Source organism: Streptomyces sp. NPDC087906, assembly GCF_055584925.1.
The window spans coordinates 561,123-573,880 of the sequence record NZ_JBVJLC010000002.1; the positions used below are offsets into that span (position 1 = coordinate 561,123).

General features: G+C 71.8%; 14 protein-coding genes. 11 read left to right on the forward strand and 3 right to left on the reverse strand.

What is annotated here, in order from left to right; translation table 11 throughout:
- Window positions 1-30: 30 nt before the first annotated feature.
- Window positions 31-1,365: an aspartate aminotransferase family protein gene (locus ACZ63I_RS07815; RefSeq protein ID WP_469336415.1), complete on the reverse strand. Its 1,335-nt coding sequence runs from the start codon at window positions 1,363-1,365 to the stop codon at window positions 31-33.
- A 105-nt stretch (window positions 1,366-1,470) separates the two neighbouring features.
- Between ACZ63I_RS07815 and ACZ63I_RS07820 the strand changes: the two genes are divergently transcribed.
- Window positions 1,471-2,376 carry a LysR family transcriptional regulator gene (locus ACZ63I_RS07820; RefSeq protein ID WP_469336417.1) on the forward strand — a complete coding sequence of 302 codons (906 nt, stop codon included), beginning with the start codon at window positions 1,471-1,473 and terminating at the stop codon, window positions 2,374-2,376.
- Window positions 2,377-2,424: 48 nt separating this feature from the next.
- Complete coding sequence (locus ACZ63I_RS07825; protein ID WP_469336419.1) at window positions 2,425-3,099, forward strand: TetR/AcrR family transcriptional regulator; 675 nt, start codon at window positions 2,425-2,427, stop codon at window positions 3,097-3,099.
- 56 nt (window positions 3,100-3,155) lie between these two features.
- Here the strand turns inward: ACZ63I_RS07825 and ACZ63I_RS07830 are convergent, their stop codons facing one another.
- Window positions 3,156-3,647 carry an FBP domain-containing protein gene (locus ACZ63I_RS07830; RefSeq protein WP_469336421.1) on the reverse strand — a complete coding sequence of 164 codons (492 nt, stop codon included), beginning with the start codon at window positions 3,645-3,647 and terminating at the stop codon, window positions 3,156-3,158.
- A gap of 71 nt (window positions 3,648-3,718) precedes the next feature.
- On the opposite strand from ACZ63I_RS07830, the gene ACZ63I_RS07835 reads away from it, so the two are divergent.
- From ACZ63I_RS07835 to ACZ63I_RS07860, 6 genes are all read left to right on the forward strand, one after another.
- A complete protein-coding gene (locus tag ACZ63I_RS07835) occupies window positions 3,719-4,288 on the forward strand; it encodes a TetR/AcrR family transcriptional regulator (RefSeq protein WP_469336423.1) in 570 nt (189 codons plus the stop codon).
- Between the two features lie 82 nt (window positions 4,289-4,370).
- Window positions 4,371-5,576 (forward strand): SGNH/GDSL hydrolase family protein, encoded by a 1,206-nt coding sequence (locus tag ACZ63I_RS07840; RefSeq protein ID WP_469336425.1) that lies wholly within the window; start codon window positions 4,371-4,373, stop codon window positions 5,574-5,576.
- A gap of 239 nt (window positions 5,577-5,815) precedes the next feature.
- Window positions 5,816-6,808, forward strand: a complete 993-nt coding sequence (gene dhaK / locus ACZ63I_RS07845; protein WP_469336427.1) for a dihydroxyacetone kinase subunit DhaK — start codon at window positions 5,816-5,818, stop codon at window positions 6,806-6,808.
- A 93-nt stretch (window positions 6,809-6,901) separates the two neighbouring features.
- Window positions 6,902-7,531 (forward strand): dihydroxyacetone kinase subunit DhaL, encoded by a 630-nt coding sequence (gene dhaL, locus ACZ63I_RS07850; protein WP_469336429.1) that lies wholly within the window; start codon window positions 6,902-6,904, stop codon window positions 7,529-7,531.
- Window positions 7,528-7,938, forward strand: coding sequence for a PTS-dependent dihydroxyacetone kinase phosphotransferase subunit DhaM (locus ACZ63I_RS07855; protein WP_469336431.1), 411 nt, complete (start codon window positions 7,528-7,530; stop codon window positions 7,936-7,938). Before dhaL ends, ACZ63I_RS07855 begins: the two co-directional genes overlap by 4 nt.
- A 256-nt stretch (window positions 7,939-8,194) precedes the next feature.
- The gene (locus ACZ63I_RS07860; RefSeq protein ID WP_469336433.1) at window positions 8,195-9,757 is read left to right on the forward strand and encodes an SDR family oxidoreductase; all 1,563 of its coding nucleotides are present in this window, start codon (window positions 8,195-8,197) and stop codon (window positions 9,755-9,757) included.
- Window positions 9,758-9,838: 81 nt separating this feature from the next.
- Here the strand turns inward: ACZ63I_RS07860 and ACZ63I_RS07865 are convergent, their stop codons facing one another.
- Window positions 9,839-10,243: a BlaI/MecI/CopY family transcriptional regulator gene (locus ACZ63I_RS07865; protein ID WP_469336435.1), complete on the reverse strand. Its 405-nt coding sequence runs from the start codon at window positions 10,241-10,243 to the stop codon at window positions 9,839-9,841.
- Window positions 10,244-10,358: 115 nt separating this feature from the next.
- Here ACZ63I_RS07865 and ACZ63I_RS07870 point away from each other — a divergent pair, with 115 nt between their 5' ends.
- From ACZ63I_RS07870 to pcp, 3 genes are all read left to right on the forward strand, one after another.
- Window positions 10,359-10,934: a TerD family protein gene (locus ACZ63I_RS07870; RefSeq protein ID WP_041998302.1), complete on the forward strand. Its 576-nt coding sequence runs from the start codon at window positions 10,359-10,361 to the stop codon at window positions 10,932-10,934.
- A 203-nt stretch (window positions 10,935-11,137) separates the two neighbouring features.
- On the forward strand, window positions 11,138-12,007 hold the full coding sequence (locus ACZ63I_RS07875; protein ID WP_469336436.1) for an ABC transporter substrate-binding protein: 870 nt from the start codon (window positions 11,138-11,140) through the stop codon (window positions 12,005-12,007).
- 72 nt (window positions 12,008-12,079) lie between these two features.
- Entirely contained in the window at window positions 12,080-12,721 is a 642-nt protein-coding gene (pcp, locus tag ACZ63I_RS07880; protein WP_469336438.1) for a pyroglutamyl-peptidase I, read from the forward strand.
- Window positions 12,722-12,758: the final 37 nt, after the last annotated feature.

Below are 12,758 nucleotides of genomic sequence, written 5' to 3' on the forward strand. Positions count from 1 at the left end.
CGGCGATCGCCGGCACGTGTGGGCCGCGGCTCAGGCGCTGTCGGCTATCGCCTCGTCCAGGATGGTCAGGCCCAGGGACAGTTCGTCCTCCGTCGCTGTCAGGGGCGGGGCCATGCGGAGGACTCCGCCCATGCCCGCGATCTGGACGATGTTCGTGTGCAGGCCCAGTTCGAGGCAGCGGCGGGTGACCTTCGCGCCCAGTTCGTTCGAGCTGCGCTTCGTCTCGCGGTCCACGACGAGTTCGAGGCCCGCCAGCAGACCCCGGCCCCGGATGTCGCCGACGACCTCGTGGCGGGTGGCGATGTCGGTCAGGCCGGCGTGCAGGAAGGCGCCGAGCGTGCGGGCGCGGGCGTCGAGGTTTTCGGCGGTCAGGACATCCAGGACGGTGTTGCCGACCGCCGCCACCAGCGGGTCCGCGACATGCGTGGTCAGGAACAAGTACCCGCGTTCGTACGCCTCCTGCTCGATCTCGGCGCTGGTGACCACGGCCGCCAGCGGCAGCCCGGCGCCCAGCGTCTTCGACAGGGTGAGGATGTCGGGCACGATGCCGTCGCGCTCGAACGCGTACCAGGTCCCCGTGCGGCACAGGCCGGTCTGGGCCTCGTCCAGGATCAGCAGCATGCCGCGCTCCCGGCACTTCTCGTGCAGCGCGGCGAAGTAGCCGAGCGGCGGCTCGATGATGCCGCCCGAGCTGAGGATCGGTTCGACCAGGCACGCGGCCAGGCTGCCCGTCGACTGCGCGTCGATCAGGTCGAAGGCGAAGTCGAGCTGGCGCCGCCAGTCCAGCGAGCCGTCCGCCGCCGTGAAGTCGGGCCGGTACGCGTTCGGCACCGGGATCGCGAAGTTGCCGGGCGCCGCCGGGCCGTAGCCCTTGCGGCCCGCGCTGTACGTCGCGGAGGCTGCGGCCTGCGTCATCCCGTGCCAGGACCGCGCGAACGAGACGATCTCGTGCTTGCCGGTGACGAGCTTCGCCATCCGGATGGCGGCCTCGTTCGACTCGCCGCCGGTGGTCAGCAGCAGCACCTTCTCCAGCGGCTCGGGCAAGGTGCAGGCCAGCCGCCTGGCCAGGTCGACCACCGGCCGGCTGAGCATGCCGCTGAAGAGATGGTCGAGGGTGGCGACCTGGCGCTGGACGGTCGCCACGATCTCCGGGTGCGAGTGGCCGAGGATCGCGCTCATCTGGCCGGAGGTGAAGTCGAGGATCTTCCGGCCGTCGGCGGCGTAGAGGAAACTCCCGGCGGCGCGCTCGATGACTTCGTGGGTGAACTCGGTGCCGTAGCGGACGAGATGCCTCTGCGCGTCGGCCCAGAAAGCGTCGGTGGCGGACGGCGGTACGGTGGTCGGACCAGTGGTCGTAGCAGCCATGGTGTCGACGGTAGGGGGCGTTCGAGCAACACGTCCATCTCACGATTCCGGCTTTCCTGTTCGGCGGAACCGCACAACACCACGCGACCGCACGACACTGGGGAGATGATGAATCCCTGGAGGCTGCGCCTGCTGAGCCAGCTCGACACACTGGGCACCGTCCGGGCCGTCGCCCAGGCCGCCAGCCTGAGCCCGTCCAGCGTCTCCCAGCAGCTCGCCGTGCTGGAGTCCGAGACCCGTACCCAGCTCCTGGAGCGCACGGGACGCCGGGTGCGGCTGACACCCGCCGGTCTTATCCTCGCCCGGCGGGCGCGGGCGGTCCTCGACCACATGGACGCCGTCGAGGCGGAGCTGCGCGGGTTCGGCGAAGAGCCCGCCGGGCTGGTGCGGCTGGGGGCGTTCCAGAGCGCGATCCACACCATGGCGGTGCCGGCTGTCACCCGGCTGGCACGCGAACACCCGCATCTCGACATCGAGTTGCTGCAACTGGAGCCGCACGAGAGCATGCCGGCGCTGCGCAACGGCGACGCGGACGTCATCATCACGACCACCGACTTCGACGAGCTGCCGCTCGGGCCCGATCTCGATCTCGTACCGCTGGCCACCGACCCGGTCCTGCTCGTGGTGCCGCCGGAGCACCCCGCGGCGGGGCGCGGCTCGGTCGACCTGGCGGCGTACGCGGACGAGCCGTGGGCGTTCGACATGCCGCAGTCGTACATGGCCAATCTCGCCCAGCGGCTGTGTCGGCAGGCGGGCTTCGAACCTCGGGTGGTGTGCAGGTTCAGCAACTACATGATGACGCTGCAGCACGTCGAGGCCGGGCTGTCGATCGCGCTGCTGCCCGGCCTGGCCGTCGACCGCCGCTATCGCGTCGCCACCAGGGAACTCCCGACCCCCGTGACCCGTACGATCACGGCCGCCGTCCGCCGCGGCTCGCCGCCCCGCGCGGCGGTACGCGTCGTACTGGACGCGCTCCGCCATCTCCCGGAGCTGGCCACGGACGTCACTTAGTGACACGATGACACTGGTATCGGACACCGGACACGAGCGGAGGTCGACATGGCAGCGGACACGCACACGGCGGAGAAGCGCGCGGCGGGCGGGATGAGTGAGCAGCGCAGGCTGCGGCTGCGGCTGGAGATCTCCCGGGAGGCGTCGCGCCTGTTCTGGAAACAGGGGGTGGCCGCCACCAGCGGTGAGCAGATCGCGGCCGCTGTGGGGCTTTCGGTCCGCACCATCTGGCGGCATTTCCGCAACAAGGAGAGCTGCGCCGAGCCGATCGTGACGCAGGGCGTCGAGTGGTTCATGAACGTGATGCGCGACTGGCCCCGGCACAGCTCTCTCGAAGACCACATCGTCGCGGAGCTGGGGAAGCGCGCGAGCGACGTGGACCCGGCCGAACAGGCCGACGAAATGCTCGCCACCAAGATGATCGCCCTCGGCGACACGGAGCCGTCGATCCGTTCGGCCTGGCTGATGGCCTGCGACCAGGTGGAACACGAGCTGACCGGCATCCTCGCGAGCCGGCTGAGCCGCCCGGCCGACGACATCGAGGTACGGCTGCACGCAGCGACGGCCGCGGCGGCGATGCGGGTGACGGACGAGGACATCGGCGCCGCTCTGCTGGCCGGTACCGATCTCTCGCAGTACAAGGACCTGTCGGTCCTCGCGGCGCGCATCGTGGGCGCGATCCGCACGGCCACCGGCGGCGCGGTGGGCGACGCCGTCGCCTGAGAGCAATCACCTGAGGCCCAGGGCCCGTGGGTGCCATGTGCCGCTACGTCACTACGTCACGCGGTGACCTTGCCGATGAACGCCGCCAGGTTCCCCACGGTCCGCTCGATCTTCTCCTCCATCGTGAGCGTCTCGTGCAGCCGCGCGCCCACGCCCGCGTCCTTCTTGCCCCGCAGATAGAGCGGACAGGCCAGGTCACTGCACATGTAGGCGCCCACCGAATTGCCCTCCCGCCCCGGCTTCCCGGCCTTCGGGGCGACCATCAGCGAGACCCCTCCGCTGTGCGTCGTCAGACAGATCGAGCACATGCTGCGCCGCCCCTGCTGGAAGGCCGGGCTGGGGACGCGCAGCACGAGCGCCACCGGCCGGCCGTCCAGCTCCGTGGCCAGGCAGGCGCGGCCGGGGACCTGGAGGTCCCGCCAGCCGAAGAAGTCCAGGTCGTCCCAGGGCCGTTCGGCCAGGTCATGGGGGACGGACAGGCGGTTGGCCTCGCCCTTGGAACAGTTCACGAACGCGGTACGGATCTCTCGCTCAGTCAGCGGCCTCATGACACGCAGGCTAATTTGCCTAAAGCTTTTAGGCAAATGCATAATGGGTTTCGGTAGAAGGAGGGATGGTTATGGTTCGAGCAGGACTGACCCCGGAACGCCTGACCGAGGGAGCGGCGGAACTCGCCGACGAGGTGGGTTTCGACCAGGTGACCGTCTCGGCGCTCGCCCGGCGGTTCGACGTCAAGGTCGCGAGTCTGTACTCGCATCTGAAGAGCTCCGACGACCTCAGGATCCGGATCGCCCTGTACGCCTTGGAGGAGCTGGCCGACCGCGTCTCCGCCGCCCTCGCCGGGCGCGCGGGCAAGGACGCCCTGGCCGCCTTCGCCGACGCGTACCGCGACTACGCCAGGGAGCACCCCGGCCGCTACGAGGCGGCGCGGCTCAAGCTCGACCCGGAGACGGCGGCGGCGAGCGCCGGCGTCCGGCACTCCCAGATGACCCGCGCGATCCTGCGCGGCTACGCCCTGACGGAGCCGGACCAGACGCACGCGGTCCGGATGCTGGGCAGCGTCTTCCACGGCTACGTGAGCCTGGAGATGAGCGGTGGTTTCAGTCACAGCCTGCCCGACAGCCAGGAGAGCTGGACCTGGATCGTCGACTCCCTCGACGCGATGCTGCGCAACTGGCCGCAGTCCTGACCGCAGGACCTCGCATCCCGCACATCCCGCACATCCCGCAGATCCCGTAGATCCGTACATCCCGAACAGCAGGCGGAGCCCCATGGACACCACCGACAACACCGACACCACCCGGCCCGACTGGATCAGCACGCCCATCACCGAGGACGTCGTGCGCGGCGCCCTCGACCTTGAGCGGACCCCGCAGGGCGTGCTGCCGCACCGGCTGCCCGGCTGGGCGCGCGCCCAGTACTCCGACGGACAGCTCGCCATGGCGGAGTCCCAGCCCTCGGGCGTACGGCTGGCGTTCCGTACCCGGGCCACCGCCGTCGAACTCGAAACCCTGCGCACCAAGCCGTCCTACGAGGGCGCGCCGCTGCGTCCCGACGGGGTGTACGACCTGCTCGTCGACGGCCGGCTGACCGGCCAGGCCGGTGTGAGCGGCGGCAACGTCCTGCACATCGACATGACCACCGGCACGACGAAGCTGGAACCCGGCCCGACCGGCACGCTCCGGTTCGGCGAACTGCCCGCCGGGGACAAGGACATCGAGATCTGGCTGCCGTACAACGAGACCACCGTGCTCGTCGCGCTGCGTACCGACGCGCCCGTCGAACCCGTACCGGACCGGGGCCGCAAGGTGTGGCTGCATCACGGGAGTTCGATCAGCCACGGCTCCAACTCCGCGAGCCCGACGACGACCTGGCCCGCGCTGGCCGCGTCCCTCGGTGCGGTGGAGCTGATCAATCTCGGGTTCGGCGGCAGCGCCCTGCTCGACCCGTTCACCGCCCGCACGATGCGGGACACCCCGGCCGACCTGATCAGCGTCAAGATCGGCATCAATCTGGTCAACGCCGACCTGATGCGGCTGCGGGCCTTCACCCCGGCCGTGCACGGCTTCCTCGACACCATCCGCGAAGGGCACACCAGCACACCGCTGCTGGTCGTCTCCCCCGTCCACTGCCCGATCCACGAGGACACCCCGGGCCCCAGCGCCCCGGACTTCAGCGACATCTCCGAGGGCACGCTGCGGTTCCGGGCGGCCGGCGATCCGGCGGAGCGCGCCGCGGGGAAGCTGACGCTGGGCGTCATCCGCGAGGAGCTGGCCCGCATCGTGGCGCAGCGGTCGGCGGACGACCCTCATCTGCACCACCTCGACGGCACCGAGCTGTACGGCGCCGCCGACTACGCCGAGCTTCCCCTGCCCGACCAGCTCCACCCGGACCCGGCGGGGCAGCGGCGCATCGGCGAGAACTTCGCGCGGCTCGCGTTCGGAGCCGAGGGTCCCTTCGCGGCCAAGACCGGCTGAGGCCGGGCTGCGACCCGGCTGGGTCCGGGCTGCGACCGGGCTGCGACCGGCGGGGACGGTTGAGACCGGCCCTGACCGATCAGGACCGGATGAGCAGAATCGCGGGCGCACGGCGCGTCACTTCCCGATCACGCGTGTCTCTTCGATACTGAATGCTGACTGACTGCTGCGAGAAGACCGACGTCAACCGCCATGAGCCTGTCCCGGGGCCTGGCCGGTACCGCACCCAGGAGGACCCTGTGAAGATGCTCATCAACGTGCCGGAAACCGTGGTCGACGACGCGCTGCGCGGGATGGCGGCGGCGCATCCGGACCTCGCCGTGGACGTGGCGAACCGCGTGGTGGTACGCCGCGACGCGCCCGTCGCGGGCAAGGTCGGCCTCGTCTCGGGCGGCGGCTCGGGGCACGAGCCGCTGCACGGCGGGTTCGTCGGGCCCGGGATGCTGTCCGCCGCATGTCCCGGTGAGGTGTTCACCAGTCCCGTACCCGACCAGATGGTGCGGGCGGCGGCGGCCGTGGACAGCGGCGCGGGTGTGCTGTTCATCGTGAAGAACTACACGGGTGACGTCCTCAACTTCGACATGGCGGCCGAGCTTGCCGAGGACGAGGGCGTCCGGGTCGCGAAGGTCCTGGTCAACGATGACGTGGCGGTCACCGACAGCCTGTACACGGCCGGCCGGCGCGGTACGGGCGCCACGCTCTTCGTCGAGAAGCTCGCGGGAGCGGCGGCCGAGGAGGGCGCGCCGCTGGAGCGGGTCGAGGCGATCGCCCGGCAGGTCAACGAGTCCTCGCGCAGCTTCGGCGTCGCGCTGACCGCCGTCAGCACGCCGGCGAAGGGCAGCCCGACGTTCGACCTGCCGCAGGGCGAGCTGGAACTGGGCATCGGCATCCACGGCGAGCCGGGCCGCGAGCGGCGCGCCATGATGACGTCCCGTGAGATCGCGGACTTCGCCGTGAACGCGGTCCTGGAGGACCTGAAGCCGACGGGCCCGGTGCTCGCGCTGGTCAACGGCATGGGCGGCACCCCGCTGCTGGAGCTGTACGGATTCAACGCCGAGGTGCAGCGGGTGCTGGGCGAGCGGGGCGTGTCGGTGGCTCGTACGCTCGTCGGGAACTATGTGACCTCGCTCGACATGGCGGGCTGTTCGGTGACCCTGTGCCAGGTCGACGAGGACCTGCTGCGACTGTGGGACGCGCCGGTGCAGACCCCCGCGCTCCGCTGGGGTCGCTGAAGCGCCGTCCGAGACAGGACAGTCCGCACAAGACGGTCCGACACCGGACAGTCCGACACAGGACAGAACGACTCACGGTTTCGAGGAGATCACGTGCCTGACCAGGAACCCGACCCGACGCTCGACACCGCTTTCTTCCGCCGCTGGCTGCTCGCCACCGCGGCTGCGGTGGAGCGGGAGGCCGACCGGCTGACCGAGCTGGACTCGGCGATCGGCGACGCCGACCACGGCAGCAATCTGCAGCGCGGTTTCCGGGCCGTGACCGCCGTACTGGAGAAGGAGTCGCCGGCCACGCCCGCCGCCGTACTGACCCTGGCGGGCCGGCAGCTCATCTCCACCGTGGGCGGTGCGTCGGGACCGCTGTACGGGACGCTGCTGCGGCGTACGGGCAAGGCGCTCGGCGACGAGCCCGAGGTCAGCCACGCCACGCTGGCCGAGGCGCTCGGCGCCGGCGTCGCTGCCGTGGCCCAGCTCGGCGGTGCCAAGGCCGGGGACAAGACGATGCTGGACGCGCTGGAGCCGGCGGTCGCCGCGCTCGGTACGTCGTTCGCCGCGGCGACCGCGGCGGCGGAGGCCGGCGCCGAGGCGACCGTGCCTTTGCAAGCCCACAAGGGCAGGGCGAGCTATCTCGGCGAGCGCAGCATCGGGCACCAGGACCCCGGCGCGACGTCGGCCGCGCTGCTGATCGCGGCGCTCGGCACGGCCGCCGAGGAAAGCCGATGAGCGTGGAGAAGCCCGTCGGCATCGTGCTCGTGTCGCACAGCGGCCCGGTCGCCGCCGCCGTCGCCGACCTGGCACGCGGCCTCGCGGGCAGCGGCCCCGAGGCCCCGCTGGCAGCGGCGGGCGGCACACCGGACGGCGGGCTCGGCACCAGCTCGGAACTGATCGCGGCGGCCGCCGCCGAGGTGGACAGAGGCTCGGGCGTGGCCCTGCTGGTCGACCTGGGCAGCGCCGTACTGACGGTCAAGACGCTCCTGATCGACGGCGACGAACTCCCCGACAACGCACGGCTGATCGACGCCCCGTTCGTGGAGGGCGCGGTGGCCGCCGTGGTGACGGCGTCGGCGGGCGGCGACCTGGACGCGGTGGAGGCGGCGGCAGCCGAGGCGTACTCGTACCGCAAGACGTAAGAAGCCCCCGCGACGCGCCGCCGCCCGGCGTCGGAACGAGTCGGCGGCGTGGGGCGCCCGCGAGCGTACGGCCCGGCCACGAGGAAGCGGCCGGGCCACGCGCCGTCGGTCCGCCGGGCAGCCGGTCCGCCTGGCTGCCTGGCTGCCGAGCCACCGGGCCGCAGGCGCGTAAGCGCGCAGGCCCGTGGGACCGCGGCCCGTGGCGTGATCTCGCCCCCGCCTTGCTGATCAGGCGTCGCCGGGACAGGCTCGACCCATGGATCGCGAGACGACAGATGCGAACGACGGCCGGGCGTTGCGGTGCCTGGTGACCGGGGCCACCGGGTACATCGGCGGGCGGTTGGTGCCTGAGTTGCTCGATGCCGGTCACCAGGTGCGCTGTCTTGCGCGGCGGCCGGACACCTTGCGGGACCACCCCTGGGTCGGCCGGGCCGAGGTGGTACGTGGTGACGTCACCGACGCCGAGTCGGTCGGGGAGGCGCTGCGGGGTATCGACGTGGCGTACTACCTGGTGCACGCGCTCGGCGGCGGTCGGGACTTCGCCGCGACCGACCGGCACGCCGCGCAGGTCTTCGCCGAGCAGGCGCGCGCGCAGGGGGTGCGGCGCATCGTCTTCCTCGGGGCGCTCACCCCCGCGGGGGTGCCGGAGGCCGAGCTGTCGCCGCATCTTCGCTCGCGTACCGAGGTGGGCCGGATCCTGCTGGACTCCGGCGTGCCGACAGCGGTCCTGCGGGCCGCCGTCATCATCGGGTCGGGTTCGGCGTCGTTCGAGATGCTGCGCTATCTGACCGAGCGGCTGCCGGTGATGGTGACCCCGAGCTGGGTGCACACCACCATTCAGCCGATCGCCGTCCGCGATGTGCTGCGCTATCTCGTCGGCTGCGCCGCCCTCCCCGCCGAGGTCAACCGCGCCTTCGACATCGGCGGTCCCGACGTGCTGACGTACCTCGACATGATGCGGCGCTACGCCGCCGTCGCCGGGCTGCCCCGGCGGCTGATCCTGCCGGTGCCGCTGCTGACGCCCCGGCTGTCCAGCCATTGGGTCGGGCTGGTCACCCCGGTGCCCCGGTCGATCGCCCGGCCGCTGGTCGAGTCGCTGCGCCATGAGGTCGTCTGCCACGAGCGGGACATCGCCCGGTACGTACCCGATCCGCCGCAGGGTCTTTCCGGTTTCGACCGGGCGGTCGGGCTGGCGCTGCGGCGCATCCAGGACGCCGACGTGTCGACCCGCTGGTCGTCCGCGTCGGTGGCGGGCGCGCCGAGCGATCCGCTGCCGACGGATCCCGACTGGGCGGGCGGCAGTCTGTACACGGACCGGCGGCAGCGGGTGGTGGACGCGCCGCCGGAGGCACTGTGGCGGGTCATCGAGGGAATCGGCGGGGAGAACGGCTGGTACTCGTTCCGGCAGGCGTGGGCGGTACGGGGCTGGCTCGACCGGCTCGTCGGGGGGGTCGGGCTGCGGCGCGGCCGGCGGGACGCGCGGCGGCTGCGGGTCGGTGACGCGCTGGACTTCTGGCGGGTCGAGGAGATCGAGCAGGGCAAGCTGCTGCGGCTGCGGGCCGAGATGCGGCTGCCCGGTCTGGCCTGGCTGGAGCTGCGGGCCGACCCGGAGGGTGACGGCCGGGCGGTGTACCGGCAGCGGGCGCTGTTCCATCCGCAGGGGCTGCTGGGGCACGCGTACTGGTGGAGCGTCTGGCCGTTCCACTCGTCGGTGTTCGGCGGTATGGCGCGCAACATCGCGGCGGCGGCCCACGCGGCGGCGCAGACGACCCCGCCCGGCCGGTCCGATCCCGGTCCTGTGACCGTCACGAAGCGGTGACGCGAGCCGGTCACGCGAGCCCGTCAGGCAGGCCCGTCCCGCGAGCGCCATTACGCAGGGACGCAGGGCCGTCGCAAGCCCCTACGCGCCGTCCCCGCGCCGGTCGGTCCTGCGGGACAGCAAATCCCGCAGGACGTTCTCGTCGGCCGGCCCAAGTCCGGTGACGAAGCTGGTGAGGACCGCCGTGCGGTCCCCCGCGCTCTCCAGCACCTTGCGCATCCGCAGCGCGGCGAGCCCGGCCTCGTCCAGGGCCGCGCGCCATTCGAAGGCGCGGCCCGAGCGCTGCCTGGTGACGGCGTGCTTGGCGTAGAGCCTGGTCAGGATGGTCATCACCGTCGTGTACGCGAGGTCGTCGCCGAGCCGGTGCCGCACCCAGTCGGCCGTCGCGGGTCCTGGCGCCTGCCGCAGCGCGGCGAGCACCAGCGACTCCAGTTCGCCCCTGCCGCGCCTGCGGGGGCCGCCGTGCGTACTGCCGTACTCCCCCAACGCCGTCCCCTTCCGCCACGCTCGCCGGCCGCTCACCGGCCGCTGACTTCTACAGTGTTGTAGATTTTGGTGACGGTCACCAGCGCGCATCAGAGCGCACATCAGGAGGAGCAGCGTGGGAGTTTCCCTGTCCAAAGGCGGCAATGTCTCGCTCACCAAGGAGGCACCCGGTCTGACGGCGGTACTGGTCGGGCTCGGCTGGGACGTACGGACGACGACCGGCACCGACTACGACCTGGACGCCAGCGCCCTGCTGGTGAACGAGGCCGGCAAGGTCGGCACCGACCAGAACTTCGTCTTCTACAACAACCTCAAGAGCCCCGACGGGTCCGTCGAGCACACCGGTGACAACCTCACCGGCGAGGGCGAGGGCGACGACGAGGTGGTCAAGGTGAATCTCGCGGCCGTGCCCGCCGAGGTCAGCAAGATCGTCTTCCCCGTCTCGATCCATGACGCGGAAAGCCGCGGGCAGAGTTTCGGCCAGGTCCGCAACGCGTTCATCCGCGTCGTCAACCAGGACGGCGGCGCCGAACTGGCCCGCTACGACCTGAGCGAGGACGCCGCGACGGAGACCGCGATGGTCTTCGGCGAGCTGTACCGCAACGGTGCGGAGTGGAAGTTCCGCGCGGTCGGCCAGGGATATGCCAGTGGACTGTCCGGTATCGCGGCCGACTTCGGCGTAGGCGTCTGACCGTACGGGTTTCCCGGCGTCACGTGGGGCACAGGGCAGCGGCCTTGTGCCCCACCGCCATGTGGTAGCGGCATCGAGCCACGCCGCGGCGGCCGTTGGAGTCCGGCCGCGTTCCGCTGGGCATGGAGTCAGTGGCGTCTACAAACGCCGCGCAGTCCACACCCGACCCACCCAGCGGGGACCCGAGCGGAACGAGGCGAGGCATGCAGCCGCAGCACACCTGGGAGTTCACCGACGACCGCGGTCATCTGACCACGGCAGCCGCCCGACCGGAGCGGGTGGTCGCCTACATACAGGCGGGTGCCACGCTCTGGGACCACGGTCTGCGCCCCTTGGGCATCTTCGGTTCGCACCACGACGGCGACACCCCCGACGCGGCGAAGGCGGGTGAGCTGCCGCTGTCCGAGGTACGGAACTTCGGCGCGGGCAGCGGCATCGACCTGGACGGTCTGGTCGCGGCCGGACCCGGCCTTGTGGTGGCCGTCAGCTACGGCGGCGGGCAGATCTACGGCATCGATCCGGAAGCAGCCAAGCATCTGGAGGAGCAGGTCCCCGTCGTCGTCCTCGACGTGGGCAAGGACCGCACGCTCGCCGCGATCCGGGACCGGTTCAGCGAGTTGGCGTCGGCCCTCGGTGCCCCTCGGGAGCCGGCCGTCGCCGAGCTGGCGGCCGCCGAGGAGCGGCTGCGGTCGCTGACGGCTGCCGGTGGCGGCCCCCGGGTGCTCGCGCTGTCGGCGGCCGGGGCGGGGACGTCCTATCTGGCCCGCCCGCAGACCTGGCCGGACCTGCGCTTCCTCAGCGAGCTGGGGGTCGGTCTCGTGGAACCGCCGGAGGGTCCTGGCGCCAACTGGTACACGGCGCAGTGGTCCGAGGCCGCGGCGCTCGCACCGGACATCGTGCTCGCCGACGTACGGGCCAACGCGGCGCCGAGCGAGCAGTTCGCGGACAACGAGCACTGGCGGGCCATCGCCGGGCGGGCCAGGATCCTGCCGTGGAACCCGGAGACGCCGGGCAGCCATCACGCGCATGCCCGCCTCCTCGGCACGGTCGCCGACGCCGTCGAGGACAATTGACGGCGGACGGCTCCGGCCCTGGCCGGAGCGTCGAACGACCCTCTGGCGGACGGCTTCGATGCGACACCTTTCATGAACGTACTTCTCACCGGCTTCGAACCGTTCGGCGGCGAGGACGCCAATCCCTCCTGGGACGCGGTCTCGCTCGTCGCTGCGGCGCCGCCCGCCGGGCTCGACATCACGGCGGTCAGGCTGAGTTGCGTCTACGGCACGGCGCTGGACGAGCTGCGGGCGGCTGTCGCTCGTACGGATCCCGCGCTCGTGCTGTGCGTGGGCCAGGCGGGCGGCAGGACCGGGCTGGCGGTGGAGCGGGTCGCCGTCAATGTCGACGACGCGAGGATCCCCGACAACGCGGGCAACCGGCCCGTCGACGAACCGGTCGTCCCCGGCGGCCCCGTGGCGTATTTCGCGTCCCTGCCGGTGAAGGCCTGCGTCGAGGCGGTACGGGCGGCGGGGCTGCCGGCGGCCGTCTCGCAGACGGCCGGGACCTTCGTCTGCAACCACGTCTTCTACGGGCTCGCGCATCTCATCGCCACCGAACGCCCGGCGCTGCGCGGCGGGTTCGTGCATGTGCCGTTCGCACCGCACCAGGTGACGGAGAGGGCGGAGCCGTCCATGGCGGTCGGCGACATCGCCAGGGGACTCGCCGCCGTGCTGAGCACGGCGGCGCGCACGTCGACCGATCTGCGGGTCGCCGGAGGGGCGCTCCACTGAGGAGCGCGAGGAGCGCGGGCTGACCGAGCGGGCCGGC

What these genes read in the sequence shown, in the direction of transcription:
- ACZ63I_RS07840 (WP_469336425.1), top strand. Translation starts at nt 4,371, where the DNA reads ATGGACACCACCGACAACACCGACACCACCCGGCCCGACTGGATCAGC.
- ACZ63I_RS07815 (WP_469336415.1), bottom strand. Translation starts at nt 1,365, where the DNA reads ATGGCTGCTACGACCACTGGTCCGACCACCGTACCGCCGTCCGCCACC.
- ACZ63I_RS07830 (WP_469336421.1), bottom strand. Translation starts at nt 3,647, where the DNA reads ATGAGGCCGCTGACTGAGCGAGAGATCCGTACCGCGTTCGTGAACTGT.
- ACZ63I_RS07855 (WP_469336431.1), top strand. Translation starts at nt 7,528, where the DNA reads ATGAGCGTGGAGAAGCCCGTCGGCATCGTGCTCGTGTCGCACAGCGGC.
- ACZ63I_RS07825 (WP_469336419.1), top strand. Translation starts at nt 2,425, where the DNA reads ATGGCAGCGGACACGCACACGGCGGAGAAGCGCGCGGCGGGCGGGATG.
- pcp (WP_469336438.1), top strand. Translation starts at nt 12,080, where the DNA reads ATGAACGTACTTCTCACCGGCTTCGAACCGTTCGGCGGCGAGGACGCC.
- ACZ63I_RS07835 (WP_469336423.1), top strand. Translation starts at nt 3,719, where the DNA reads ATGGTTCGAGCAGGACTGACCCCGGAACGCCTGACCGAGGGAGCGGCG.
- ACZ63I_RS07860 (WP_469336433.1), top strand. Translation starts at nt 8,195, where the DNA reads ATGGATCGCGAGACGACAGATGCGAACGACGGCCGGGCGTTGCGGTGC.
- ACZ63I_RS07875 (WP_469336436.1), top strand. Translation starts at nt 11,138, where the DNA reads ATGCAGCCGCAGCACACCTGGGAGTTCACCGACGACCGCGGTCATCTG.
- ACZ63I_RS07820 (WP_469336417.1), top strand. Translation starts at nt 1,471, where the DNA reads ATGATGAATCCCTGGAGGCTGCGCCTGCTGAGCCAGCTCGACACACTG.